27 protein-coding genes are annotated in these 25976 nt (G+C 66.3%); 18 read left to right on the forward strand and 9 right to left on the reverse strand.

Annotated elements, in window-relative coordinates; genetic code table 11:
* A partial coding sequence (locus KHY18_RS20705; RefSeq protein ID WP_213304263.1) for a cupin domain-containing protein occupies positions 1–756 on the reverse strand: 756 nt, incomplete at its 3' end.
* Positions 757–932: 176 nt separating this feature from the next.
* On the opposite strand from KHY18_RS20705, the gene KHY18_RS20710 reads away from it, so the two are divergent.
* The 7 genes from KHY18_RS20710 (at position 933) to KHY18_RS20740 (ending at position 7546) form a co-directional block, all read left to right on the forward strand.
* Positions 933–2162: an amino acid ABC transporter substrate-binding protein gene (locus tag KHY18_RS20710; protein WP_213304266.1), complete on the forward strand. Its 1230-nt coding sequence runs from the start codon at positions 933–935 to the stop codon at positions 2160–2162.
* Between the two features lie 12 nt (positions 2163–2174).
* Positions 2175–3050, forward strand: a complete 876-nt coding sequence (locus KHY18_RS20715; RefSeq protein WP_213304268.1) for a branched-chain amino acid ABC transporter permease — start codon at positions 2175–2177, stop codon at positions 3048–3050.
* Positions 3047–3973, forward strand: coding sequence for a branched-chain amino acid ABC transporter permease (locus KHY18_RS20720; protein WP_213304270.1), 927 nt, complete (start codon positions 3047–3049; stop codon positions 3971–3973). The genes KHY18_RS20715 and KHY18_RS20720 overlap by 4 nt, the downstream gene beginning before the upstream one ends.
* Positions 3970–4716, forward strand: a complete 747-nt coding sequence (locus KHY18_RS20725; protein WP_213304272.1) for an ABC transporter ATP-binding protein — start codon at positions 3970–3972, stop codon at positions 4714–4716. The genes KHY18_RS20720 and KHY18_RS20725 overlap by 4 nt, the downstream gene beginning before the upstream one ends.
* On the forward strand, positions 4709–5422 hold the full coding sequence (locus KHY18_RS20730) for an ABC transporter ATP-binding protein (RefSeq protein ID WP_213304274.1): 714 nt from the start codon (positions 4709–4711) through the stop codon (positions 5420–5422). Before KHY18_RS20725 ends, KHY18_RS20730 begins: the two co-directional genes overlap by 8 nt.
* Before the next feature lie 21 nt (positions 5423–5443).
* Positions 5444–6895, forward strand: coding sequence for an aldehyde dehydrogenase (locus KHY18_RS20735; protein ID WP_213304276.1), 1452 nt, complete (start codon positions 5444–5446; stop codon positions 6893–6895).
* 123 nt (positions 6896–7018) lie between these two features.
* Positions 7019–7546, forward strand: a complete 528-nt coding sequence (locus KHY18_RS20740; protein WP_213304278.1) for an FKBP-type peptidyl-prolyl cis-trans isomerase — start codon at positions 7019–7021, stop codon at positions 7544–7546.
* Between the two features lie 43 nt (positions 7547–7589).
* Here KHY18_RS20740 and KHY18_RS20745 read toward each other — a convergent pair whose 3' ends face one another.
* Together KHY18_RS20745 and KHY18_RS20750 are read right to left on the reverse strand one after the other, a co-directional pair.
* Positions 7590–8132 carry an outer membrane lipoprotein gene (locus KHY18_RS20745; RefSeq protein ID WP_213304280.1) on the reverse strand — a complete coding sequence of 181 codons (543 nt, stop codon included), beginning with the start codon at positions 8130–8132 and terminating at the stop codon, positions 7590–7592.
* 166 nt (positions 8133–8298) lie between these two features.
* Entirely contained in the window at positions 8299–9141 is an 843-nt protein-coding gene (locus KHY18_RS20750) for a hypothetical protein (RefSeq protein ID WP_213304283.1), read from the reverse strand.
* A gap of 171 nt (positions 9142–9312) precedes the next feature.
* Here KHY18_RS20750 and KHY18_RS20755 point away from each other — a divergent pair, with 171 nt between their 5' ends.
* Positions 9313–10644 carry an NTP/NDP exchange transporter gene (locus KHY18_RS20755; protein WP_213304286.1) on the forward strand — a complete coding sequence of 444 codons (1332 nt, stop codon included), beginning with the start codon at positions 9313–9315 and terminating at the stop codon, positions 10642–10644.
* 17 nt (positions 10645–10661) lie between these two features.
* Complete coding sequence (locus KHY18_RS20760) at positions 10662–11567, forward strand: aldo/keto reductase (protein WP_213304348.1); 906 nt, start codon at positions 10662–10664, stop codon at positions 11565–11567.
* A gap of 21 nt (positions 11568–11588) precedes the next feature.
* On the opposite strand, the gene dut is transcribed toward KHY18_RS20760, so the two are convergent.
* Positions 11589–12038, reverse strand: a complete 450-nt coding sequence (gene dut, locus KHY18_RS20765; protein WP_213304289.1) for a dUTP diphosphatase — start codon at positions 12036–12038, stop codon at positions 11589–11591.
* Between the two features lie 104 nt (positions 12039–12142).
* A complete protein-coding gene (locus KHY18_RS20770; protein WP_213304292.1) occupies positions 12143–13075 on the reverse strand; it encodes a LysR family transcriptional regulator in 933 nt (310 codons plus the stop codon).
* Between the two features lie 110 nt (positions 13076–13185).
* Between KHY18_RS20770 and KHY18_RS20775 the strand changes: the two genes are divergently transcribed.
* Together KHY18_RS20775 and KHY18_RS20780 are read left to right on the forward strand one after the other, a co-directional pair.
* Complete coding sequence (locus KHY18_RS20775; RefSeq protein WP_213304295.1) at positions 13186–14274, forward strand: tartrate dehydrogenase; 1089 nt, start codon at positions 13186–13188, stop codon at positions 14272–14274.
* 192 nt (positions 14275–14466) lie between these two features.
* Positions 14467–15471 carry a tripartite tricarboxylate transporter substrate binding protein gene (locus KHY18_RS20780; RefSeq protein WP_213304298.1) on the forward strand — a complete coding sequence of 335 codons (1005 nt, stop codon included), beginning with the start codon at positions 14467–14469 and terminating at the stop codon, positions 15469–15471.
* A gap of 23 nt (positions 15472–15494) precedes the next feature.
* On the opposite strand, the gene KHY18_RS20785 is transcribed toward KHY18_RS20780, so the two are convergent.
* Entirely contained in the window at positions 15495–15995 is a 501-nt protein-coding gene (locus KHY18_RS20785; RefSeq protein WP_213304300.1) for a hypothetical protein, read from the reverse strand.
* Positions 15992–17248 carry a bifunctional phosphopantothenoylcysteine decarboxylase/phosphopantothenate--cysteine ligase CoaBC gene (gene coaBC, locus KHY18_RS20790; protein ID WP_213304303.1) on the reverse strand — a complete coding sequence of 419 codons (1257 nt, stop codon included), beginning with the start codon at positions 17246–17248 and terminating at the stop codon, positions 15992–15994. The genes KHY18_RS20785 and coaBC overlap by 4 nt, the downstream gene beginning before the upstream one ends.
* Positions 17249–17446: 198 nt before the next feature.
* Here coaBC and pyrG point away from each other — a divergent pair, with 198 nt between their 5' ends.
* The 5 genes from pyrG to KHY18_RS20815 all read left to right on the forward strand — a co-directional run bounded on the left by pyrG (position 17447) and on the right by KHY18_RS20815 (position 22175).
* The gene (pyrG, locus tag KHY18_RS20795; protein WP_213304305.1) at positions 17447–19114 is read left to right on the forward strand and encodes a CTP synthase; all 1668 of its coding nucleotides are present in this window, start codon (positions 17447–17449) and stop codon (positions 19112–19114) included.
* A gap of 24 nt (positions 19115–19138) precedes the next feature.
* Positions 19139–19996 (forward strand): 3-deoxy-8-phosphooctulonate synthase, encoded by an 858-nt coding sequence (gene kdsA / locus KHY18_RS20800; protein ID WP_213304307.1) that lies wholly within the window; start codon positions 19139–19141, stop codon positions 19994–19996.
* 83 nt (positions 19997–20079) lie between these two features.
* A complete protein-coding gene (gene eno / locus KHY18_RS20805) occupies positions 20080–21366 on the forward strand; it encodes a phosphopyruvate hydratase (RefSeq protein WP_213304310.1) in 1287 nt (428 codons plus the stop codon).
* A 46-nt stretch (positions 21367–21412) separates the two neighbouring features.
* A complete protein-coding gene (locus tag KHY18_RS20810; RefSeq protein WP_213304313.1) occupies positions 21413–21691 on the forward strand; it encodes a septum formation initiator family protein in 279 nt (92 codons plus the stop codon).
* Positions 21692–21701: 10 nt separating this feature from the next.
* On the forward strand, positions 21702–22175 hold the full coding sequence (locus KHY18_RS20815) for a hypothetical protein (protein WP_213304316.1): 474 nt from the start codon (positions 21702–21704) through the stop codon (positions 22173–22175).
* Positions 22176–22184: 9 nt separating this feature from the next.
* Here KHY18_RS20815 and hslO read toward each other — a convergent pair whose 3' ends face one another.
* Positions 22185–23183 (reverse strand): Hsp33 family molecular chaperone HslO, encoded by a 999-nt coding sequence (hslO, locus tag KHY18_RS20820; RefSeq protein WP_213304319.1) that lies wholly within the window; start codon positions 23181–23183, stop codon positions 22185–22187.
* Between the two features lie 30 nt (positions 23184–23213).
* Positions 23214–23738 (reverse strand): gamma carbonic anhydrase family protein, encoded by a 525-nt coding sequence (locus KHY18_RS20825; RefSeq protein ID WP_213304321.1) that lies wholly within the window; start codon positions 23736–23738, stop codon positions 23214–23216.
* A 43-nt stretch (positions 23739–23781) separates the two neighbouring features.
* Here KHY18_RS20825 and KHY18_RS20830 point away from each other — a divergent pair, with 43 nt between their 5' ends.
* The gene (locus KHY18_RS20830) at positions 23782–24582 is read left to right on the forward strand and encodes a ferritin-like domain-containing protein (RefSeq protein WP_213304323.1); all 801 of its coding nucleotides are present in this window, start codon (positions 23782–23784) and stop codon (positions 24580–24582) included.
* Between the two features lie 96 nt (positions 24583–24678).
* A complete protein-coding gene (locus KHY18_RS20835; protein WP_213304326.1) occupies positions 24679–25926 on the forward strand; it encodes an EAL and HDOD domain-containing protein in 1248 nt (415 codons plus the stop codon).
* The last annotated feature ends 50 nt before the right edge of the window (positions 25927–25976 follow it).

Here is a 25976-nt window from a genome sequence, read left to right on the forward strand (position 1 = left end):
CGTCAGGGGTTCGTCGGCGAACGCGTTGTAGAGGTGGCGCTTGCTGCAATGCATCGCCTGGGCGATATCGTCGATGGTCAGGCGCGGGTCGCGCACATGGGCGGCGACATGGGCGCGAATGCGGTCCTTGAATGCCTCCTGCTGGGTCTGCGCCGTGCCGCGGCCCGACAGCTCCTGCAGCGACAAATGCACCAGATCGATCAGCAGCTCGCCCGCGCGCTCGGCCACGGCGGGCGCCATCGTGGGCAGCTCCTGGTAGGTGCTGCGCATGGCTTCGAGCGCGACGCGCGCAATCCCCGAGCTGCCGCCCACATTGCGCCCCATCAGCCCTTCGAGCCGTATGCCGCGCTGCACCAGGCTCTGGCGCGGCAGCATCACGATCAGGTGTTCGGACCACTCGGGGTTGGCGACTTCATAGGCCTGGCTGGTGTCGTAGATCACCCAGCTGCCGCTGCGCGCGCTGGCTTCCTGGCCTTGCTGGCGCACGGCCGCCAGGCCCTGCCAGGGCGCGACGATCTTCACGTAGTCAGGGTCGTGCGAGCGCCGCCCCTGGACGCTGCGGATCACGCGGTGGCGCGCGGCCTCAAGCCGCGTCATGACCACCGCGCCCGCCTGCGAGCGCTGCAGATGGCCTTCGAACACGGTGTCGCCATAGAGGTCGGTGCCCAGGCCCGAAAACAGCGTGGACATCCAGTCCTGCCACGCGGGCACGGCTTCCTGGGCCGACAGGCCATCGGTGCTCAAGCTGCTGTCCATATTCGCTACCTCCCGGGATGTGCGGCCGATTATCCAGGCATGCGCGCGAGCCCTGGAAAACCCTGAGCACCGTGCATTCACAGTCAAGCACTTAGTGCATGCTCAGTACAGCCACGCCGCGGCCCACGCCCTAGCATCCTTGCACGCTCAGCAAAAGAGCGACCAAGGAGACAAGCATGAAGACAGCAAGCAAACGTTTCTGGCTCAAGCAGGTGACTGCCGCTGCCGCCATCGCCACTTTGGCCCCGCTGGCCCTGGCGCAGGAAGCACCGAAATCGGTGCGCATAGGCTGGGCCATCGCCAAGACCGGCCACAACGCGGGCGGCACCGCAGCCACCGTGATGCCCAACTACCAGTTGTGGGTCAAGGAGATCAATGCCGCGGGCGGCATCATGCTCAAGGCCTACGGCAAGCGCGTGCCCATCGAAGTCGTGGAGTACGACGACCGCTCCAGCACCGAGGAAGCGGTGCGCGCCACCGAACGCCTGATGACCCAGGACAAGGTCGACTTCGTGCTGCCGCCGTGGAGCACAGGCAGCAACCTGGCCGTGGGCCCGACCTACGAAAAGCACAAATACCCGCTGCTCGCCGCGACCGCGGTGACCGACAAGGCGCCCGAACTCGCCAAGCGCTGGAAGCATGCGTTCTTCTTCCTGGGCACGGGCGCGGGCTACGCCGAGTCGCTGGTGAGCTACCTCGAAAGCGCGAAGAAGGAAGGCAAGATAGGCAACAAGATCGCGATGATCAACATCGCCGACGGCTTCGGCGTGGAGCTGGCCAACGCCACGCGCAAGGCCGCCAAGCAGCATGGCTTCGAGCTGGTCTACGACAAGAGCTATCCGATCGGCACGCAGGACATGACGCCGCTGCTGACCGAGATCAAGAGCAAGAACGCCGACGTGTTCATCGCCTACTCGTACCCGCCCGACACCATGCTGATCACCGAGCAGTCGCGCATCAACGCCCTCAACCCCAAGGTGATGTTCACCGGCGTGGGCACGCAGTTTCCGATGTTCAAGGCCAAGTTCGGCGCGGCCACCGAAGGCATCATGGCGCCGGGCGGCGTCGACTTCGATTCGCCCGCGATCAAGGACTACTTCAAGCGCCACAAGGAGTCGGCCGGCTACGAGCCCGACCGCTTCGCGAGCACCATCCAGTACACCACGCTGCAGGTGCTGCAGCAGGCGATAGAGCGCGTGGGCAAGATAGACCGCGCGGCCGTGACGCAGGAAATAAAGACCGGCACCTTCGACACCATCATCGGCCCGGTCAAGCTCGAGAACCAGATGCTGACCAAGCTCTGGTACGTGGGCCAGTGGCAGAACGGTGAGTTCTACGGCATTGCACCGGCCAACCGCGCGGGCGCCAAGCCGGGGGTAATACCTAAACCCGGCTGGAAGAACTGAAGTTCCGGCCCCATGAATCTACTGGACATCCTGCTCGCGGGCAGCACCCTGGGCGGCCTCTACGGGCTGATCGCCATGGGGCTGACCCTGCAATACGGCGTGGCGCGCATCATGAATCTCTCCTATGGAGAGTTTCTGATCGCGCCGGCCTTTCTGGCCTACCTGGGCGTGACCGCCTGGGGGCTGTCCCCTCTTCTGATGCTGTTGCTGGTGCTGCCCCTGGGCTTCATCGTGCAGTGGCTGGTCTATCAATTGCTGCTGACGCCGCTGGTGCGCCGCACGGGCGCGGGCCCGGCGCTCGAAGTCGATTCCATCCTCGCGACCTTCGGCCTGATGTTCGTCGTGCAAGGCGTGATGATGGTCGCCTTCGGCGGCAACTATCACAGCTACACCTATCTTTCGACGCCGGTGCAGATCCTGGGCAGCACGGTCGCGGCCAACCGGCTGCTGGTGCTGGGCGTGGCGATCGCGCTGGGCCTGGGTCTTTACCTGCTGCTGACGCGCACGCGCATGGGCACGGTGGTGCGTGCCGTCTCGGTCGCGCCGCGCTTCGCGCCGCTGGTCGGCATCGACGTGCGCTTCACCGCGGCGCTGGCGTTCGGCCTGGGCGGCGCCATGGTCGCGGCCTCGGGCGTGCTGGTCAGCATGTTCCTGCCGTTCTCCGCGGCCATGGGAACCATGTTCGCCATGAAGGCGCTGATCGTGGTGATCATGGGCGGGGTGGGCAATCTGATGGGCTGTCTGCTCGCGGGAATGATGCTGGGCTTTGCCGAAACGCTGGTCGCGACCTTCATAGACCCAGGCCTCACGCTGGCCGTCAACTACGCGCTGTTCCTCGGCGTGCTGCTGCTGCGCCCCACGGGCCTGTTTGGAAAGGGCGCACGATGAGCCGCCGCGATGCAATGGCATGGGGCGCGGGCGCCCTCGCCCTGGCCGGGCTGGCCACGGTGCCCCAGTGGATGCACAACGACTACTACCTGTCGCTGCTGATCAGCGTGCTGATGTACAGCGTGCTGGCCTCGGCCTGGGCGCTGTTCTCCGGGCCCACGCGCTATGTCTCGCTGGCCACGGTGGCGTTCTTCGGCGTCGGTGCCTACACCACCGCGGTGTTCGGCGAAGCGCTGCCCTGGGCCGCGGTGCTGCTGATCGCCCTGGGCGTGGGCGTGGCCATGGCGCTGGTCGTGGGCCTGGCGACGCTGCGGCTGTCGGGCGTGTACTTCGTGATCTTCAGCTTCGGCCTGGCCGAGTTGGTCAAGCAGCTCGTGACCTGGTACGAAGTCAACATCACCAAGGACCTGGGCCGCTATGTGTTCGTCGACATCACGGCCCAGGACATCTACTGGCAGCTGCTGGTGCTGCTGGCGCTGGTGCTGGGCCTGCGCGCCTGGATAGCGCGCACCCGGCTGGGCCTGGCGCTGCGCGTGATCGGCGAGGACGAGACCGTGGCCGTGCACGTGGGCATCAACACCACGCGCGTCAAGGTGCTGCTGTTCACGCTGAGCGCGGCCTTCATGACCGTGGCCGGCGCCATCATGGCGCCGCGCTGGACCTACCTCGATCCGACCATTGCGTTCGCGCCCGCGATCTCGTTCCAGACGCTGATCATGGCGCTGCTGGGCGGCGCGGGCACGCTGTTCGGGCCGCTGCTGGGCGCCGTGCCGCTGGTGCTGCTGTTCGAGTTCCTGTCGGCGAATTTTCCCAACCATTTCGCCATTCTTGTCGGCCTGGTGTTCATGGTGATCGTCTATGCGGTGCCCCAGGGCATCTCGGGCTGGCTGCGCCGGCGCAAGCACAACGGAGGTGGAAAATGAAGCCGCTGCTGGAACTCAAAGGCCTGAGCAAGCGCTTTGGCGGACTGGTCGCGGTCAACGATCTGTCGTTCGACGTGCATGCGGGCGAAGTCGTGGGCCTGCTGGGCCCCAACGGCTCGGGCAAGACCACGGCCATGAACCTGGTCTCGGGCGCCCTGCCGCTCAACGCCGGTGAAGTGCGCTTTGGCGGCCGCACCATCAGCGGACTGGCGAGCCACCAGATCGCGCGCCTGGGCGTGGCGCGCACCTTTCAGCTGGTGCGCGTGCTCGGCGGCATGAGTTGCCGCGACAACGTCGCCGCGGGCCTGGCATTTCGCCCCGGCGGCCTGCACGGCCGCGCCGCGGAACACGCCGCGCAGCAGTTGCTCGAACGCGTGGGCCTGGCCGCCCAGGCCGAGCTGCCCGCGAGCGAGCTGACCTATATCGACCAGAAGCGGCTGGAACTCGCGCGCGCGCTGGCGCTCGCGCCCAAACTGCTGCTGCTCGACGAATGGCTGGCCGGGCTCAACCCCACGGAACTGCAGCAGGGCATTGCGCTGATCGCCGCGCTGCGCGACGAAGGCATGACGGTGCTGATGGTCGAACATGTGATGGATGCGGTGCACGCGCTGTGCAGCCGCTGCGTGGTGATGAACACCGGCAGCCGCATTGCCGACGGCCCTACGCGCGAAGTGCTCAGCGATGCGCGCGTGATCGAGGCCTATCTGGGCAGCGACGATGTCGAGGAGACGGCCCATGCTTGAAGTCCACGACCTGTCCCTGGCCTACGGCAAGCACCAGGCGCTGCGCGGCGTGTCGCTGCAGGTCGCCAAGGGCGAGCTGGTGGTGATGCTGGGCGCGAATGGCGCGGGCAAGTCCTCGCTGCTCAAGGCAATTGGCGCGATGGTGCGGCCACAGGAAGGCGCACGCGTGCTGCTTGGCGGCCAGGAGCTCACGCGGCTGCCGGCCCACCAGGTGGTTGAAGCCGGGCTGGCGCTGGTGCCCGAAGGCCGCGGCGTATTCGGCGACCTGACGGTGCGCGAGAACCTGCAGCTCGGCGCCCAGCCGCGGCGCGCGCGCGCGCTCGAAGCGCAAAGCCTGGCGCGCGTGCTCGATCTTTTTCCCAAGCTCGCCCAGCGCATGGCGCAGACCGTGCGCACCATGAGCGGCGGCGAGCAGCAGATGGTGGCCGTGGGCCGAGCGCTGATGTCGGCGCCCGATATCCTGTTGCTGGACGAGCCGTCTCTCGGTCTGTCGCCGCTGATGTGCAAGGAGCTGTTTTCGGCGCTGGCGCGCATCCGCACGCTGGGCGTGGGCGTGCTGCTGGTCGAACAGAATGCCAGGCAGAGTCTGGCGATTGCCGACCGTGGCTATCTATTGGAAACCGGGCTTGTCGTGGGCCAGGGAACGGCAGCAGAACTGCAAGCCAGCCCTGCCGTGCGACAAGCATATCTGGGCGCTGCCCATTGATTTTTTTGTGAAGGAAGTCTCATGATCGAACAACAAATGCTGATCGGCGGCCAATCGGTGGGCGCCACGGGTGGTGCCACATTCGAGCGCCGCAACCCGCTCGACGGCCAGGTCGCCACGCGCGCCCCGGCCGCGACGGCCGACGACGCGCGCGCCGCGATCGATGCCGCGGCCAAGGCTTTTCCCGCCTGGGCCGCGATGGGCCCGGGCGAGCGCCGCGGCCTGTTGATGAAAGCGGCCGCGGCCCTTGAAGCCAAGGGCGAGGCCTTTGCCGCGGCCATGGCCGCAGAGACCGGTTCGTCGGGCATCTGGGCCGGCTTTAATGTGCACCTCGCGGCCGACATGTTCCTCGAAGCCGCGTCGCTGACCACGCAGATCAGCGGCCAGGTCATTCCCTCGAACGTTCCCGGCAGCCTCGCCATGGCCGTGCGCCAGCCCGCGGGCGTGGTCGTGGGCATCGCTCCCTGGAATGCGCCCATCATCCTGGCGGTGCGCGCCATCGCCACGCCGCTGGCCTGCGGCAACACCGTGGTGCTCAAGGGCTCGGAGCTGTGCCCCGCGACCCATGGCCTGATCATCGAGGCGCTGCAGGAAGGCGGCCTGCCGCCGGGCGTGGTGAACTTCGTGACCAATGCGCCCGCCGATGCGGGCACCGTGGTCGAAGCCATGATCGCCCACCCCGCCGTGCGCCGCGTGAACTTCACCGGCTCGACGCGCGTGGGCCGCATCATCGGCCAGACCGCGGCCAAGTACCTCAAGCCCGCCATTCTCGAACTCGGCGGCAAGGCGCCGTTCCTGGTGCTCGACGACGCCGATGTCGACGCGGCCGTGGCCGGCGCGACGTTCGGCGCGTTCGCCAACTCGGGCCAGATCTGCATGTCAACAGAACGCATCATCGTCGACGAGAAAGTCGCCGATGAGTTCATCGCCAAGCTGGTCGCGCGCGCCACTTCGCTGCCGCTGGGCGATCCGCGCCAGGGCCCGGTGGTGCTGGGCTCGGTCGTGGACCAGACCACGGTAACGCGCGTCAATGCGCTGATCGACGACGCGCTCGCCAAGGGCGCGAAGCTGCTGTGCGGCGGCAAGGCCGACAACACCTTGATGCCCGCGACGCTGCTCGACCATGTGACCTCGGCGATGGACATCTTCTACGAAGAGACTTTCGCTCCCGTGAAGGCCATTGTGCGCGTGAAGAATGTCCAGGAAGCGATCGCGATCGCCAACGACAACGAGTTCGGCCTGTCGGCCGCGGTCTACGGCCGCGACACCGCGCGCGCCTGGCAGGTCGCGGCGCGCATCGAATCGGGCATCTGCCACATCAACGGCCCCACCGTGCACGACGAAGCGCAAATGCCTTTCGGCGGCGTCAAGAGCTCGGGCTACGGCCATTTCGGCGGCCAGGCCGGCATCGATGCGTTCACCGATACGCGCTGGATCACGATGCAGACCACACCGCGCCACTACCCCTTCTAAGCGGGGCGACGGGCCGTATAAGCCCGCCGCGGCGCGCTGGCCTTGACAGGCATGGGAAAATCGACGCCATACGGGCCGATCGCGATGCGGTCGGCCTTTTCCCACTCACAAGGCTGCAAACCCATGGACATCAAAGAACAATGCGTGGTCGCTCTGACCTGGACCCTCAAGGACACCCTGGGCGAAGAACTCGACGTGCTCGAAGAGCCGGTGGATTTCCTCGTCGGCGGCGATGACCTGCTGCCGGCCATCGAGCGCGCGCTGCAAGGCCACGGCATGGGCGCCAAGCTCGACCTGCACCTTGAGCCCGAAGACGCGTTCGGCGACTACAACGAGAAGCTGATCTTCCTCGAGCCGCGCACGCTGTTCCCCGCGGAGATCGAGGAAGGCATGACCTTCGAAGGCCATGCGCTGCCCACGGGCACGAACGCCGAGGCGCCCAAGGACGCGCTCTACACCGTGACCGACATCTACCCCGAGCATGTGGTGCTCGACGGCAACCACCCGCTGGCCGGCATCGCGCTGCGCCTGCACCTCAAGGTCGAAGGCGTGCGCGAAGCGACCGAAGAGGAAATCGGCCGCGGCAGCTCGGGCACGGGCTTCTTCCGCATCCAGCCGCCCCAGGCTCCGGGCAACGATACGGTGCATTGAACGCAAAAGGGACTCCGAGGAGTCCCTTTTTCATTGAATCGACTCAGCGGTAAATCTGGTCGTTCTCGATGCGCACGTTGTCGCCGATGCTGAACGGCGGCGGATTCGGATAGTCGAACGCGCGCAGGCTGCGGTCGCGGGCCTCGACGGTCACGCGGTAGATATCGCGCACGCTGCCGCCACCCGCATGGTTCTGCACGGCACTGCCCGCGAGCGCGCCGCCGACCACACCGGCCGCCGTGGCCAGCGTCTTGCCCGAGCCGCCGCCGATCTGGTGGCCCACCAGGCCGCCGAGCACGCCACCGACGATGGCGCCGCCGGCACCGATGCCGCTGGAGTCTTGCACGCGCACGGTCTCGATGTTGACGACACGGCCTTGCTGCTGATAAGCCTGATTGTTGTTGTACACCGGGCGGCTGTTGGGATAAGCCGCCGTAGGATACGACTGGGAGGGGTAGCTCGCCGTGGGCTGGTTGGGGTAACCCGACTGGTTATAGCCGCCCTGGGGATAGCCGGCACAAGCGGTCAGCACGGCGACAACGGCGCCTGCGGCCGCGACGCGGCTCCAACGTTGAATGTTCTGCATGGAAATCTCTCCTGTTGCGACATGCCGATTCGACCTGGGTCGATGGACACCCGTCTTCGGCATGGGCCTGTCCTATTTTGACCGGCCTGTCCACCTATAACGGTAGGCCATCATCCCAAGCCGACAGGTTTGACACTTACTCACACATGGTGCTTTCGGATACGTCTCAATGCGTGCGCAGCGCCCGCACCGCCTGTGCCAGCGTATCGGCCTGTGGAAAGAAGAAATCACAGGCCCAGCCCAGCGCCACGGTCACCAGCAGCGCGCCCAGCACCGGCTTCCAGCTCAGGCGCAAGGCGACGAGCAGCCAGCCTTCGCGCTCCATCACATAGAGCGTGCGCGCCATCAGCAGCGCAAAGGACACCTCGACGGCGACGGCCAGAAACAGCTCCGAGCCGAACATCAGCCACAGCAGCGAACCCGCGCCGGTCAGCGCCAGCAACAGCAGACCGAAGACCAGCAGCACGGGCAGCAGAACCACCCCATCGGCATCGACGGCCTCCAGCCCCGCCGACAGATCCACACCGCCTGCGCCTTCAGCCAGGCTCTCGGCAGCGCTGCCCAGCGCTTCGCCGCCGCTGTCCCAACCGCCTGAAGCCCCGGCGCCGGCAAAACTGCCGCCCTGCCCGCTCAACTGCGCACCGCCTTCGCTCAACTGCGCGCCGGTTTCGCCCGACGCGCTGCCGCCAGGCCAGGGCAGATCGACAGGCAGGTCCCAGGAGCGGCGCAGCATGGCTTCGGCCCACAGCCGCACCAGCAGCAGATACACGCCATAGCCCGCGGCCAGCACCAGCCCATAGCGCAAGGCCATGCTGTGCATGCCGGCGTGCAGCAGGACGGCGCTCAGGGCGGCCATCACCGCGAGCGTGAACAGCCCCGTGAGCCAGGCGTGCAGTCGCAGCCAATGGCGGCTTTGCAGCTGGCGGCGCATCTGCTGCTCGGCCGGCAGCGCAATGCGCGTCCAGGAACTGTGTCGGCCCGGCCGCTGCTTCGTCGATGTGTTTTTCAAGTTCGGTCCCCTCCAAGCGCCCTGCTCAGCCTCATGCCGGCACGGTATTTGCAGCAGCTTAGCGCCACAACGCCAGCACGCGCCATGGGGCCTATCACCCGCTGGCGGCCGAATAGTCTATGGTCGCGCTGGTGAACCTCGACCTCCCTCCATGAGAAAGCTGCGCCCACCATGACGACCTCCCGCGCCCACCGGCTGCTCAGTCGCCTGGTCCGTATCGCGCCCGACGAAGTGAACGCCACGCTGCTGGGCTTTGGCTGGTTTGCCTGCCTGCTCTCGGGCTACTACCTGCTGCGGCCGCTGCGCGATGCCATGGGCCTGGCAGGGGGCGTGGAGGAACTGCGCTGGCTGTTCACCGCGACGTTCGTCACCATGCTGCTGCTCGTGCCGGTGTTCGGCGCGCTGGTCAGCAAGCTCGCGCCGCGGCGCTTCGTGCCCCTGGTCTACCGCTTCTTCGCGCTGACGCTGCTGGGCTTCAGCGCGTTGATGGCGCTGAACGTGGAAAGCGCCTGGCTGGGACGCAGCTTCTTCGTCTGGGTCAGCGTGTTCAACCTGTTCATCGTCAGCATCTTCTGGAGCGTGCTCGACGACTGCTTCAGCAATGAACAGGGCCGGCGCCTGTTCGGCTTCATCGCCGCGGGCGGCACGCTGGGCACGGTGATCGGTCCGCTGCTGGCCGCGGCGGCCGTGAGCGTGTTCGGCACCATGGCGCTGGCGCTGCTGGCCGCGCTGCTGCTGGAGCTTGCGCTGCGCTGCTTTCGCGGCATCTACCCGGCGCAGACCACCGTACTAGACGCGGTGGACGCGGCGCTGCCGGACCGATCCCGGCCGCTGGGCGGCCAGGTATGGGCCGGGCTGTCGCTGATTGCACGCTCGCCGTATCTGCTGGGCATCTGCGCCTACCTGCTGCTGCACACGGCGGCCTCGACTTTCCTGTACTTCGAGCAAGGCCGCATCGTCAGCGACGCGTTTGCCGACACCGCGGCGCGCACACGCTATTTCGCGCTGGTCGACTTGTGCGTGTCGTCGCTGACGCTGCTGCTGCAGGTGTTGATCACGGGCGTGCTGATGCGCAAATTCGGGCTGGTGCTGTGCCTGGCCCTGCTGCCGCTGGTGACGCTGGTGGCGTTCGGCGCGCTCGCCTGGGCGCCCACGCTGGCCGTGCTGGCCGGCGTGCAGATCCTGCGCCGCTCGCTCGACTACGCGATTGCCCGGCCGGCGCGCGAAGTGCTGTTCACGGTGATTCGCCGCGAGGAAAAGTACAAGGCCAAGAACGCGATCGAGACCCTGGTCTACCGCGGCGGCGACGCGGTCAGCGGCTGGCTCTCGGCGGGGCTGTCGGCGCTGGGCGTGGGGCTGGCGGGCATCGCGCTGCTGGCGATTCCGCTGTCGGCCGCATGGTGCGCGCTGTGCGTGTGGCTGGCGCGGCGCCAGGAAACATTGCGCGGGACAGATACACCCGCGCCTGCGAAGAATGCAGCAACTTTCACGGAGCATCCATGAACCACGAAACACCCGGAATCAACCGCGCCCAGTTCATGCGCGCCACGCTGGCCGCATCGCTGGCCGTGGGCTTGCAGCCAGGCCATGCCGCGGCGCCGGCGCGGGCAATGCAGCAGCGCAAGATTCCCTCTAGCGGCGAAGCCCTGCCCGTGGTGGGCTGCGGCACCTGGCGCGGCTTCGGCCATGCGCCGGGCTCGCCCGAATACGCGCGCCTGCCGGGCGTGCTCGAAGCGCTGTTCGACGCGGGCGGAACGCTGCTCGACAGCTCGCCCATGTACGGCCGATCGGAAAAGACCACGGGCGAGCTGCTGGCCAAATCGCGCCGCGGCCGCCAGGCCTTTCTGGCCACCAAGGTCTGGACTTCGGGCCGCGATGCGGGCATTCGGCAAATGGAGGAATCCATGGCGCTGCTGGGCGCGCAAAAGCTCGATCTGATGCAGATCCACAACCTGGTCGATTGGCAGACCCATCTGCAGACCCTGCGCGGCTGGAAAGCCCAGGGCCGGGTGCGCTACCTGGGCATCACGCACTACACCTCGTCGGCCTTTCGCGAAGTCGAGGCCGTGCTCCAGCGCGAGCCGCTGGATTTCCTGCAGATCAATTACGCCTTCGACGACCAGGGCGCGGCCGAGCGGCTGCTGCCGCTGGCCGCGGACAAGGGCGTGGCGGTGCTGGTGAACCAGCCGTTCGGCGGCGGCGGACTGCTGCGCCAGCTGGGCAACCGGCCGCTGCCGGCCTGGGCCGCCGAAATCGAATGCACCAGCTGGGCCCAGGTGCTGCTCAAGTTCGTGCTGAGCCACCCCGCGGTGACCTGCGTCATTCCGGGCACCAGCCGACCCGAGCACATGGCCGACAACGCCAGCGCCGGCCAGGGCCTGATTCCCGATCGGGCGTTCTGGCGCCAGCGGTCGCTGGACCTGTAGACCGGACCCAGGCCTGCGGCCTCAGGCCTTGCCGGTCGAGCCGTAGCCGCCTTCGCCGCGTTCCGAAGCCGCGTCGAAGTCTTCGACCAGACGGAAGCTGGGCTGCACCACGGGAACGATCACCAGCTGGGCCAGACGGTCCAGGGGCTGCAGCGTGAACGCCGTGGGCGAGCGGTTCCAGGCGCTGACCATCAGCTGGCCCTGGTAGTCGCTGTCGATCAGGCCGACCAGGTTGCCCAGCACGATGCCGTGCTTGTGGCCCAGGCCCGAGCGCGGCAGGATCATGGCCGCATAGCCCGGGTCCTTGAGGTAAATGGCCATGCCCGTGGGCACCAGCTGCCATTCGCCGGGAGCGAGCGTCAGCGGCGCGTCTATGCAGGCGCGCAGGTCCAGGCCGGCGCTGCCGGGCGTGGCGTAGGCGGGCATGTTGTCGCGCAGGCGCGCGTCGAGAATCTTGAGATCAACGTTCATGGAAGGGTCGGGGTTGTCGAAAAAGAAGCGGCCCCAGGACTGCGGCTGCAGGCTGGGGCGTTGCGGCCGCCATCATCGCTGAAATTGCCGGCCGGGTTGCGGGTTCAGGGATTTTCGCCCGCGGCCGGACGCTGCTCGAAAGCGCGGGTGATGAAATCGACAAAGGCGCGCACCCGGCCCGCGTTCTTGTGGCGTTGCGGATAGACCGCGTAGATGTCGGCGTCGGGCGTATGGCACTGGGGCAGCACCGGCACCAGCCGGCCGCTCGCCAGATGCCTTTCGATGTCCCACTCGGCGCGCATCAAAATGCCATGGCCGTCGAGCGCCCAGTTGACGGCGATCTCGCCGTCGTTGGTCGTCAGATTGCCGCGCGTCTTGACGACTTCGGTGAGCGTCGCCCGACCGCGGCCGCTGGTCAGCCGCCAGACGCCGTAGGCTTCCTCGCCCTGGCGTATGCCTATGCAGTTGTGGCGCGCCAGGTCGCTCGCGACCTTGGGCAGGCCGTGCCTGGCGATATAGGCCGGCGAAGCGCACAGCAGGCGGCGGTTGGGCGCAATATGCCTGGCGATGACGCGCGCGTCGGGCGGCGCGCCAAAGCGTATGCAGACGTCGAACACATCCTCGGTCAGCGGCGGCGGGTTCACCGACAGCTGCAGCTGCACTTCGACATCGGGAAACTCCGCGACGAAGCGCGAAATGATGGGCGCGACATGCGTGCGGCCAAAGCCCAGCGTCGCATTGACGCGCAGCAGGCCCTTGGCCGACGCCTTGGCGCCGCCGATCAGCTGCTCCATGTCGTCGATCTCGCCCAGGATGCGGCGCGCATGCTCCAGGTAGACCTCGCCTTCCTGCGTGAGGCTCATGCGCCGCGTGGTGCGGCTGACCAGCGAAACGCCCACGCGCGACTCCATCAGCGCCAGATGCTTGCTCACCGCGGGCGTGGTGATGCCCAGCTCGCGCGCGGCCGCGCTGAGGCTGCCCGCGCTGGCCAGCACCGAGAAGAAACCGAGGTCTGCGGGTTGGATTCCATTGCCCATGGAGAGGCCTCACTGTTAATTTCAAGTAAATACTGGATTGACTTTAGCGGCGGTCGCAAGCGGTGTCGAGTGCCTAAAGTCGGCCATCCCCCATCCAACGGAAGCCAACCATGAAGACATACCGCATTGCAACCATTCCCGGCGACGGCATAGGCAAGGAAGTCGTGCCCGCGGGCCAGGAAGTGCTGCAGGCGCTGGCGCGCGCCGGCAGCAATTTTCAGTTCGAATTCGAGAACTTCGGCTGGGGCGGCGACTGGTACCGCGAACACGGCGTGATGATGCCCGCCGACGGCCTCGAAGCGCTGAAGAACAAGGACGCGATCCTGTTCGGCTCGGCCGGCGACCCGCATATTCCCGACCACATCACGCTGTGGGGCCTGCGTCTGAAGATCTGTCAGGGCTTCGACCAATACGCCAACGTGCGCCCCACGCGCATCCTGCCCGGCATCGACGGCCCGCTCAAGCGCTGCGGCCCCGACGACCTCAACTGGGTGATCGTGCGCGAGAACTCCGAAGGCGAGTACTCGGGCGTGGGCGGGCGCGTGCACCAGGGCCACCCCATCGAAGCCGCGACCGACGTCTCGATGATGACGCGCGCCGGCGTGGAGCGCATCATCCGCTACGCGTTCAAGCTGGCCCAATCGCGCCCGCGCAAGCTGCTGACCGTGGTCACCAAGAGCAATGCCCAGCGCCATGCGATGGTGATGTGGGACGAGATCGCAGTGCAGATTTCCAAGGAGTTTCCCGATGTCACCTGGGACAAGGAACTGGTCGACGCCGCCACGGCGCGCATGGTCAACCGCCCCGCGACGCTGGACACCATAGTCGCCACCAACCTGCATGCCGACATCCTCAGCGACCTGGCCGCGGCCCTGGCCGGCAGCCTGGGCATCGCCCCCACGGGCAACATCGACCCCGAGCGCCGCTACCCCTCGATGTTCGAACCCATCCATGGCTCGGCGTTCGACATCATGGGCCAGGGCCTGGCCAATCCCGTGGGCACGTTCTGGTCGGTGGTGATGCTGCTCGAACACCTGGGCGAGCACGAAGCCGCGGCGCAAGTCATGCAGGCCGTCGAAAGCGTGACCGCCAACCCCGCACTGCACACGCGCGATCTGGGCGGCACGGCGACCACCGCCCAGGTCACGCAGGCCGTCTGCGAACAGCTGGCCGCGACGGCGCTGCGCAAGGCCGCCTGATCGCCCGCCTCCCGAGCGGCCGCGCGCCGCCCGCTCGCAAGGCCCGGGCTCAGGCCTCGCGGCAGGACCCGGGCCGGATGTCTAGCGCCTCGGCCGTTGGACAACCATTCGGACAAACCACCAGGATTGTTTTCTTCAGGTTAAAGACACATTAACTTCGCGCCCGGTCACGCTCTGCCTTGCCAGCCCAGAATGAAACCAACAACAAGGAGACAAACCGTGAAGATTCCCGCCATTCGCCCGCGCGCCACATTCGTGGCCATCGCCCTCGGCCTGACCTCGGCGCTCGCCTGCGCCCAGGGCTTTCCCGCCAAGCCGATCACGCTGGTCGTGCCGTTCCCGCCCGGCGGCAGCTCCGACGTGCTGGCACGCGCGCTCACCGACAAGCTGTCGCAAAGCCTGGGCCAGCCGGTGATCGTCGAAAGCCGGCCCGGCGCGGGCGCGACGCTGGGCGCGGCCTATGTCGCCGCGGCCAAGCCCGATGGCTACACGCTGCTGCTGGGCGCGGTACACCACGCGATCGCGACCAGCGTCTACAAGAAGCTGCCCTACGACTTCGAGAAAAGCTTTGCGCCCATCACCACGCTGGCGCTGGTGCCCAACGTGCTGGTGATCAATGCGAAATCGCCGGTCACGGATGTGAAGGGCCTGGTCGCCGAAGCCAGGGCCGCCAAGGACAAGCTGGCCTATGGCTCGAACGGCAATGGCACGCTGCAGCACCTGGTCGGCACGCAGTTCGCCGCGATGTCGGGCATAGAGCTGCTGCATGTGCCCTACAAAGGCAGCGCGCCGCTGACCACCGATCTGCTGGGCGGCCAGGTCGCCATGTCGTTCGACACGCTCACGCCCGTCGTTCCCTTCATCAAGAGCGGCAAGCTGCGCCCGCTGGCCGTGACGACCGCCAAGCGCTCGAGCACCTTGCCCGACGTTCCCACGCTGGAGGAAGCCGGCCTCAAGGGATTTGATCAAGGCACCTGGTTCGGCATTCTCGCGCCGGCCGGCACGCCCAAGGATGTGGTCGCCAAGCTGAACAGCGAGATGGTCAAGGTGATCCACTCGCCGGACTTCAAGAAGCGCATGGCGGACGTGGGCGCCGAGCCCATAGGCAACTCGGCAGAGCAGATGGCCGAGCAGATCAAGTCGGACACCACCAAGTACGCGCGGCTGTCCAAGGAAGCCAATGTCGTGATCGACTGACCGATATGGCCAGAGGCCGGCGTTCAGCCCTTCTTGCTGCCCAGCACCTTGCGAAAGAGGTTGACCACCCAGCTGCCGACCAGGATCAGGCCGATCAACCACACCATTCCGCCCTGCCAGAAAACGATGGCCAGGGCCACGGGCACCCAGACCAGCAGCGGCCACAGCTTCATGCCGGTCTTGAGCGCGGGTTTGTTGATGGCGTCCTGCGCCTGGGAGCGCAGGCGCGCGAGGCTGTCGGCCGTGGCGTTCTTGCCGGCGGGCGCGGAGTTGCGCCGCGCGTTGGCCTGATTGCTGGCCGTGGGCCGCGCGGCGGCGCGGGCGTCGTGCGCCGGCGCGCTCGGGCGGGCATGTGCCAGGCGCTGGCTTTCGGCATTCGACAGCAGCTGCTCGACATAGCGCGCGAAGTCGCCATCGGCCGGGCCGCTGTAGTCGGAGCTGCCCAGATGCACCGAAGTGTCAGGGCCCAGCGGCGTCTTCCTGCGGCCCTTGAAAGGCGGCAGATTGTTGGTCCATAGGTTCATGTGAGCACCTGTGAAGCGCCGGGTCGCAGCATGGACGGCGCGGCGCCCAGGCGCTGCGCGATCTCGGCGACGAGTTGCTGGGCCAGCACGCGCTTGGACGCATGTGGAAGTTCGCGGTGACCGTCGGCGTCGATCAGCACCAGGGCGTTGTCGTCCTGGCCGAACGTCGCCGGGCCGATGTTGCCGACCAGCAGCGGCACCTGCTTGCGCAGCCGCTTGGCCGTCGCATGGTTCAGCAGGTCGTGGCTCTCCGCGGCGAAGCCCACGCAGTACAGTTGGCCGGCGCGCGCGCGCGGCGACTGCGCCACATGCGCCAGGATGTCGGGGTTCTCTATGAACGCCAGCGCGGGCACTTCGCCCGAGCCGTCCTTCTTGATCTTGTGCTGCGAAGCCTGGGCCGGGCGCCAGTCGGCCACGGCCGCGGTGGCGATGAACACCGTCGCCACATCAACCACCTGCGCCACGGCCATTCCCATCTGTTCGGCCGACTCCACATTGATGCGGCGCACGCCGCGCGGCGTGGGCAGGTGCACGGGACCGGCCACGAGCGTGACTTCGGCGCCGGCTTCGCGCGCCGCGCGCGCAATCGCAAAGCCCATCTTGCCGCTGGAGCGGTTGGTGATGCCGCGCACCGGGTCTATCGCCTCGAACGTAGGGCCGGCCGTGACCAGCAGATGCTGGCCTGCAAGTTTCTGCGGCGTGAAGAAGGCGCTGAGCTCTTCCATGAGTTCGGCCGGCTCGAGCATGCGGCCGTCGCCGGTCTCGCCGCAGGCCTGCTCGCCCGTGCCCACGCCCAGCACCGTGGCGCCGTCGCGCGCGACCTGGGCGAAATTGCGCTGGGTTGCGGGGTGGACCCACATTTCGCGGTTCATGGCCGGCGCGAGCAGCAGCGGCACGCGCTCCATGGGCCGCGCCAGGCACAGCAGGCTCAGCAGTTCGTCCGACCGTCCCTGGACCAGGCGCGCCGCGAAATCGGCGCTGCAGGGCGCGATCAGGATGGCGTCGGCCTCGCGGCTCAGATTGATGTGCGGCATGTTGTTGGGCTCGCGCGCATCCCATTGCGAGCCGTAGACCGTGCGGCCCGACAGCGCCTGCATGGTCACGGGCGTGATGAACTGCTCGGCCGCTTCGGTCATCACGACCTGCACGGTCGCGCCGGCCTTGATCAGCAGCCGGCACAGCTCCGCCGACTTGTAACAAGCTACACCTCCACTGAGGCCCAGAACCAGATGTTTACCAGCGAACTCTTTCATGCACCTAATTTAGCAGAGTCGACCAGCCGATGGACAGCCGTTTGACAGGGGATAACTGCCCGAGTCCGGACATGCGAAATGGGCACGCATCTATAATCCTTCTTTACCAACACCTATAAGGCAAGCTTCGCGCAACTGTCGCGCCGTGTGCATTCACGTCCACTTGCCGCTCGATCTGCGCAGAGCTTCTATAAAGACATGACCAAATTTGTCTTCGTCACCGGCGGTGTGGTGTCTTCCCTGGGCAAGGGAATCGCCTCCGCCTCCCTTGCTGCGATCCTCGAATCGCGCGGCCTCAAAGTCACTCTGATCAAGCTCGATCCCTACATCAACGTGGATCCTGGCACTATGTCGCCGTTCCAGCATGGTGAAGTGTTCGTGACGGACGACGGCGCTGAAACCGATCTGGACCTGGGTCATTACGAGCGTTTCATCGAAACGCGCATGAAGCAGTCCAACAACTTCACCACCGGCCGCATCTATCAGAGCGTGCTCGAGAAGGAACGCCGCGGCGACTACCTGGGCAAGACCGTGCAGGTCATCCCGCACGTGACCAACGAAATCCAGGACTACATCAAGCGCGGCGCCGGCATAGGCACGCCGGACGCTGTCGATGTGGCCATCTGCGAAATCGGCGGCACCGTGGGCGACATCGAATCGCTGCCCTTCCTCGAAGCCGTGCGCCAGCTGAGCCTCAAGCTCGGCCCGAACAATTCGGCTTTCGTGCACCTGACCTACCTGCCCTGGATCGCCACGGCCGGTGAGCTCAAGACCAAGCCCACCCAGCACACGGTGCAGAAGCTGCGCGAAATCGGCATCCAGCCCGACGCGCTGCTGTGCCGCGCACTGCACCCCGTTCCCGCCGAAGAACGCGAAAAGATTTCGCTGTTCACCAACGTTCCCGAATGGGGCGTGATCTCGATGTGGGACGTCGACACCATCTACAAGGTGCCGCGCATGCTGCACGAGCAAGGCCTCGACGGCCTGGTCTGCGACAAGCTGCGCCTGAACACGCCGCCCACCAGCCTCAAGCGCTGGGACGAGCTGGTCCATGAGACCGAGCACCCCCAGGGCGAAGTCAGGATTGCCATGGTCGGCAAGTATGTCGACCTGTCCGACAGCTACAAGTCTGTCAACGAAGCCCTGCGCCACGCCGGCATGCGCAACCATGTGCGCGTGAAGATCGATCACCTCGACTCCGAGACCATCGAAGCCGCGGATGCGAACGAGAAGCTCGCCAAGTACGACGCCATTCTGGTGCCCGGCGGCTTCGGCTCGCGCGGTGTCGAAGGCAAGATCTGCACCGCGCGCTTTGCGCGCGAGAACAAGGTGCCTTACCTGGGCATCTGCCTGGGCATGCAAGTGGCCACCATCGAGTACGCGCGCCATGTCGCCGGCCTCGACAAGGCCAACTCGACCGAGTTCGACCCCACGACTCCCCACCCCGTGATCGCGCTGATCAACGAGTGGAAGGACGAGGACGGCACGATCAAGAAGCGTGACGAGAACTCCGATCTGGGCGGCACCATGCGCCTGGGCGCGCAAAGCTCCGACGTGCAGGCAAATACGCTGGCCCACAGCATCTATGGCCCGGTCGTGACCGAGCGCCATCGCCACCGCTACGAAGCCAACGTGAACTACCTGGACAAGTTGCGCGACGCCGGCCTGGTGATCTCGGCGCTGACCCAGCGCGAGAACCTGACCGAAATCGTCGAGCTGCCCAGCGATGTCCACCCCTGGTACATCGGCGTGCAGTTCCACCCCGAGTTCAAGTCCACGCCCTGGAACGGCCACCCGCTGTTCAACGCCTTCATCAAGGCCGCGCTCGCGCACCAGAAGCAGCGCGCCGGCGCCACCAAGGCCTGATCGCCTCCGTTAAAGGAAACTCCCATGAAACTCTGCGGCTTTGACATCGGTCTGGACCAGCGCTTTTTCCTCATTGCCGGCCCTTGCGTGGTCGAGTCCGAGCAGCTGCAGATGGACGTGGCCGGCCAGCTCAAGGAAATCACTTCGAGCCTGGGCATCAACTTCATCTTCAAGAGCAGTTTCGACAAGGCCAACCGTTCCTCGGGCGCGAGCTTTCGCGGCCCGGGCATGGAAAAAGGCCTGGAGATTCTTGCCAAGGTGCGCAAGGAACTCAACGTTCCCATCCTGACCGATGTGCACACCGTCGAGGAAGTGCCCTATGTGGCGAGCATCGTCGACATGCTGCAGACGCCGGCCTTCCTGTGCCGCCAGACCGATTTCATCCGCGCGGTCGCCCAGTCGGGCAAGCCGGTGAACATCAAGAAGGGCCAGTTCCTTGCGCCGCATGACATGAAGCATGTGATCGCCAAGGCGCGCGCCGCGGCGCTCGAAGTGGGCCTGCCCGAAGATTCGTTCACCGCCTGCGAGCGCGGCGCGAGCTTCGGCTACAACAACCTGGTCAGCGACATGCGTTCGCTGGCCATCATGCGCGAGACCAACGCCCCCGTGGTGTTCGACGCGACGCACAGCGTGCAGTTGCCCGGCGGCAATGGCGAGACCAGCGGCGGCATGCGCGAGATGGTGCCCGTGCTGTCGCGCGCGGCCGTGGCCGTGGGGGTTTCCGGTCTGTTCATGGAAACCCACCCCGATCCCTGCAATGCGCTGTCCGACGGCCCGAACGCCGTGCCGCTCAAGCACATGCGCGCGCTGCTCGAAACCCTGGTGGCGCTCGACGACGTGACCAAGCGCAACGGTTTCCTCGAAAACCAGTTTGGCGCCTGAGACCCTGCCTGACTCCCAGCGCCGGGGCCCTGCCCCGCTGCGTGGCTGGATGACCTGATTCAAAAAACCTTCAAAGGAAAATCATGAGTGCGATTGTTGATATCGTTGGCCGCGAAGTGCTGGACAGCCGCGGCAACCCTACCGTCGAATGCGACGTGCTGCTGGAATCGGGCGTGATGGGCCGTGCGGCCGTGCCGTCGGGCGCGTCCACCGGTTCGCGCGAAGCCATCGAGCTGCGCGACGGCGACAAGAGCCGTTACCTGGGCAAGGGCGTGCTCAAGGCCGTGGAACACATCAACACCGAAATCTCGGAAGCCGTGCTGGGCCTTGACGCCTCGGAACAAGCTTTCCTCGACAAGACCTTGATCGACCTCGACGGCACCGACAACAAGGGCCGCCTGGGCGCCAACGCCATGCTCGCCGTGTCGATGGCCGTGGCCCGCGCCGCCGCCGAAGAAGCCGGCCTGCCGCTGTACCGCTACCTCGGCGGCATGGGCGGCATGCAGCTGCCCGTGCCGATGATGAACGTCATCAACGGTGGCGCGCACGCCAACAATTCGCTCGACCTGCAAGAGCTGATGATCATTCCCGTGGGCGCACCGACCTTCCGCGAAGCCGTGCGCTGGGGCGCCGAAGTGTTCCACGCACTCAAGAAGATCATCCATGACAAGGGCATGAGCACGGCCGTGGGCGACGAAGGCGGTTTCGCGCCTTCCGTGGAAAACCACGAAGCCGCGATCCAGCTGATCCTCGACGCGATCGAAGCCGCGGGCTACAAGGCCGGCGAACAGATCGCCCTGGGCCTGGACTGCGCCGCCAGCGAGTTCTACAAGGACGGCATGTACGTGCTGGCCGGTGAAGGCAACCTGACGCTGACGGCAACGCAGTGGACCGACATGCTGGCCGGCTGGTGCGACAAGTACCCCATCATCTCGATCGAAGACGGCATGGCCGAAGGCGACTGGGATGGCTGGAAGATCCTGACCGACCGCCTGGCCGCCAAGGTCCAGCTGGTGGGCGACGATCTGTTCGTCACCAACACCAAGATCCTCAAGGAAGGCATTGACAAGAAGATTGCCAATTCCATCCTGATCAAGATCAACCAGATCGGTACGCTGACCGAAACGTTTGCCGCCATCGAAATGGCCAAGCGTGCAGGCTACACGGCCGTGATCTCGCACCGTTCGGGCGAAACCGAAGACTCGACCATCGCCGACATCGCCGTGGGCACCAACGCGGGTCAAATCAAGACCGGCTCGCTGTCGCGTTCGGACCGCATGGCCAAGTACAACCAGCTGCTGCGCATCGAAGAAGATCTGGGCGAAATCGCTGTCTACCCAGGCCGCGACGCTTTCTACAACCTGCGCTAAAAAGGCAGGCGCTGCGCCCCGGCGCAGCGCCACCGATACTATTCCCATGGTCAATCGCATCGTCCCGCTGGTTTTGCTGGTGCTTCTTGCCGCCGTGCACGCGCAGCTGTGGCTGGGCCATGGCAGCGTGGCCTATGTGCAGGAGCTGCGCGAGCAGATCGACGGACAGAACGCCGCGAATGCCCTGGTGCGCCAGGACAACGAGCGCCTGCAGGTCGAGGTCAACGACCTCAAGAACGGTCTTGAAATGGTCGAAGCCAAGGCCCGCAGCGAACTGGGCATGCTCAAGCCCAACGAAATTTTCGTGCAGGTCACGCACCGCTGATCTGCATTCGATGGCTTTCCCTCCGTCCGCCTGCCTGGTGCAGGTGCTGGGCGCCTGCCACAGCGGCGCCGACGCGCTGTGCGCCGATCTGGCCCTGGCGCTGCCCCACTGCACCGTTCTGAATGCCAGCGCCGCCTGGCTAGCGGAACATCCCCCCGAATTTGCCTCGCAGCCGCTGCAATGCTGGCTGCTGTGCGGGCTCGATCTCGACTGCCCGCTGCCGCTGCAGGCACGCCAGCAGCGCGAAGACGCCCAGCTGCGCGCCCAGCTCGCAAATAACGGCCTGGTGTTTCGCGTGGTCTATGGAGTTACGCCGCAGCAGCGCCTGTCGCAGGCCCTGCAAGCGATAGACGCCGTCGCCCCCTGCGAAGCCACGGCGCGCCACCGGCCCGGCGAAGCCGCCCAGCGGCTGCGGCCGATGTGCGAGCAGTGCAGCGATCCGGAGTGCGAGCGGCGCTTGTTCACCCGGCACACCGCAGGATGATCCTGCGGCTTATTGCACGGCTTCCGAACTCGGCGGCTGCTTTTCGGGGCCCGTGAAAAGGGTCGCGGCGTCGATGGGGTCGAAGCGGTATTGCTGACCGCAATACTCGCAGCCGACTTCGATCTGACCGCGCTCCTGCACGATGCTTTCGATTTCATCGAGGCCCAGCGTGCGCAGCATGCCCGCGACGCGTTCGCGGCTGCAGTTGCAGGCAAAGCGCGGCGCGGTGTCGCCTTCCTGGGGTTCGAAGCGCACCAGCTTCTCTTCCCAGAAAAGCCGCCGCAGGATGGTGTCGACATCGAGCGTCAGCAACTCTTCGCGCGTGAGGCTGGACGCCAGCGTGGCGATGCGGTTGTACTCTTCGTTCAGGCCGATCTGGTCATGGCCGGCATCGGCGCTTTCGGTCGCGGCCGCGAGGTTGGCCTCGCCCTTGACCGGCATGCGCTGGATCAGCAGGCCCGCGGCGACCTTGTCGTTCGCGGCCAGCACCAGCACGGTGTCGAGCTGCTCCGATTGCAGCATGTAGAACTGCAGCGCATCCGACAGGCGTTCGAAGCGCCGGCCGTTGGCGTCTTCGAGCGGCACCACGCCCTGGTAGGGCTGCTGGCCGGGCTGGCGGTCCTTGGGGTCCAGCGTGATCGCGCAGCGCGCGCCGCCGCCCACATTGAGCAGGTCGGCGAGATCGGCGTCATCGGCCACCGGCTGGTCGCTGCGCACCGTGGCTGTGGCGCGCACGCTCAGGTCGGGCTGGACTTCGGTCACGGCCAGCTTGACCGGGCCGTCGCCGAACACCTGCATGACCAGCGCCCCATTGAACTTGATGTTCGACTGCATCAGCACGCCTGCGGCGGCCATTTCGCCGAGCAAGGCCTGCACCGGCGGTGCATAGGCGCCGGTATCGCTGTTGCCCGCACGGCGTGCGAGGATTTCGGTCCAGGCATCGGTCAGGCGCACGATCATGCCGCGCACCGGCAGGCCATCGAAAAGGAATTTGTGGAGTTCAGACACGCAGGAGTTCCTGGAAAAAATGCCCGGTTTTCAGCCGAGCTTGCGCAAGCCGCTCTTGTAGCGGCGCGCGTTGTCAATGTAATGCTGCGCGCTGTTGCGCAGCCCTTCGATCTGCTCGGGCGTCAATTCGCGCACCGCCTTGGCGGGGCTGCCGATGATCATCGAGCCGTCGGGAAATTCCTTGCCTTCGGTCACCAGCGCGCCGGCGCCGACCAGGCAGTTCTTGCCGATCTTCGCGCCGTTGAGAATCACCGCGCCTATGCCGATCAGCGATTCATCACCGATGGTGCAGCCATGCAGCATGACCTGGTGGCCCACGGTCACGCGTTCGCCCACGACCAGCGGCTTGCCCGGGTCGGCGTGCAATACGCTGGCGTCCTGGATATTGCTGCCCGCGCCGATCTTCAGATTTGCGGTATCGCCGCGCAGCACGCTGCCAAACCAGATGCTCACGTCCTCGCCGAGCACCACATCGCCTATCACCTGGGCGCTGTCTGCGACCCAGGCCGATGCGGCCATTTGTGGCGCGCGGCCATCGAGTTCATAAATCGCCATCGGGTTTGTCTCCGCTTGTTATGTAAAACCTAGAATTGTAGGGATGGAGTTACGTCACCACGCCCTTGAGGCTTTATGCCTTGCCGACCCCGAGCGCAAAGCCCGCCAGACGCTGCATATGTATGCGCAGCAGGATTTTTCAATAGATCCGGCCGCGGAACTTGCGCCCGCGCCCGGCGCCACGCTGCCCGGCCACCCCGAACGCCCCGAGCTGCGCGTGCACACCGAAATGGCGCGGCGCTCGCCGGCCACGCCGCATGGCCGCGCGGTGCTGATCCACGCGATCGCCCACATCGAATACAACGCCATCAACCTCGCGCTCGATGCCATCTGGCGCTTTCCCGGCATGCCCGAAGCGTTCTACCGCGACTGGCTGCAGGTCGCGGCCGAGGAAGCCAAGCATTTCAACCTGCTGCGCGCCCACCTGCGCGACCAGGGCCACGACTACGGCGATTTTCCCGCCCACCAGGGTCAGTGGACGATGTGCGAGAAGACCCAGGACGACATCGTGGCGCGCATGGCGCTGGTGCCGCGCACCATGGAAGCACGCGGCCTCGACGCGACGCCGCTGATACAGGCCAAGCTGCGCCAGGTCGGCACGCCCGACGCGCTGGCCGCGGTCGAGATCCTCGACGTGATCCTGCGCGAGGAAGTCGGCCATGTGGCGATAGGCAACCATTGGTACCGCTGGCTTTGCGCGCGCGACGGACTCGAGCCCGAAGCCCATTTCATCGAATTGATGCGCCGCTACGAAGCCCCGCGCCTGCGCCCGCCATTCAACACGCAGGCCAGGCGCGCGGCCGGCTTCAGCGAGAACGAGCTGCGCTGGCTCGAACAAAGCTGAATACTGCACGCATTCAAGCCCCCCGGCCGCGAAACTTGTTCCTACAATCAATGCGCTCGGGCACCTGCCCTGACTGGCCCTGATAGATTGCGATCCATGATTCCCTCGACCACTGTCCCCGCCTCCGCCCCGCCCCTGATTGCCCGGCAGTGCATCGTCAACCACCTGCACCAGGTCGTTGGCTACGAATTGTTCAACCGCTCGCGCGGCGCATCGGTGCACACCGCCGCCTCCGACGTGCTGCTGGTGTTCACCGCGCTGTCGCATGTGGGCACCGAAGACATCGTCGGCACCAAGCTGCTGTTCGTCAACTGCACGCATGAAAGCCTCGCGGGCGGTCATCTCGACCTGCTGAACCCGGCGCAGATGGTGCTCGAGATTCCACCGCTGGGCCATGCGGCCAGCGAGGAAGTGACCGCGCGCCTGCCAATACTTGCCGAGCTGCGCGCCCAGGGCTTTCGCCTGGCGTTCGGCCACAGCGTGCTCGACTCCGCCTATGCGCCCTGGCTGCAGTTGGCCGACTACATCAAGCTCGACCTGTCGGCATTGGCGCTGGACCAGCTCGCGGTACTGATCCAGTACGCGCGCCGCCACACCCAGGCGCAGCTGATTGCCGAGAAAGTCGAAACCCAGCAGCACTACGAGACCGCGAGCCGCCATGGCGTGGAACTGTTCCAGGGCTATCTGTTCGCGCGCCCGGCCGAAGTCCACACCCAGCTGCTGCCGCCCGCCCAGGCCCACATCATCGAGCTGATCAACCTGCTGCGCACCCAGGCCACGACCGAAGCCATCGAAGAAGTGCTGAAGAAAGACGCGGGACTGGCGTTCAACCTGATGCGGCTGATCAATTCGGCGGGCTTCGGCCTGCGCCGCGAAGTCAACTCCTTCCGCGAAGCCGTGATGATTCTCGGTCTGCGCAAACTGTTTCGCTGGGCCGCTCTGCTGTTCACGGCGACGCGCGACGGCGGCCCGCCGCCCGCCATCTGCCAGACGGCCGTGGTGCGCGGACGTCTCATGGAACTGCTGGCACTCGAGGCGGACATGGGCGTGGAGATGGCCGACCAGGCCTTCGTGACCGGCCTGTTCTCGCTGCTCGACTCCATGCTGCCGCTGCAGCTGGCGCCGGCGCTGGCGCTGATCAACGTGCCCGACGCCGTATCGGCAGCGCTGCTGCGCGACGAAGGCCCGCTGGCCATGCTGCTGACGCTGGCCAAGGCCTGCGAGTCAAGCGACGACGAAGCCTTTGACCAGGCCGCGCGCAGTCTTGAACTCAACAGCACGCAAATCAACGGCGCGCACCTGCAGGCCCTGGCCTGGACCGATCATCTGACCGATCCGCTGTGACATCCTCGCCCTGCATGAATGCGGCGCAATGAACTTGCCCGCATAATCAA

This window comes from Acidovorax sp. CCYZU-2555, from assembly GCF_018413525.1.
Taxonomy (GTDB): domain Bacteria; phylum Pseudomonadota; class Gammaproteobacteria; order Burkholderiales; family Burkholderiaceae_C; genus Comamonas.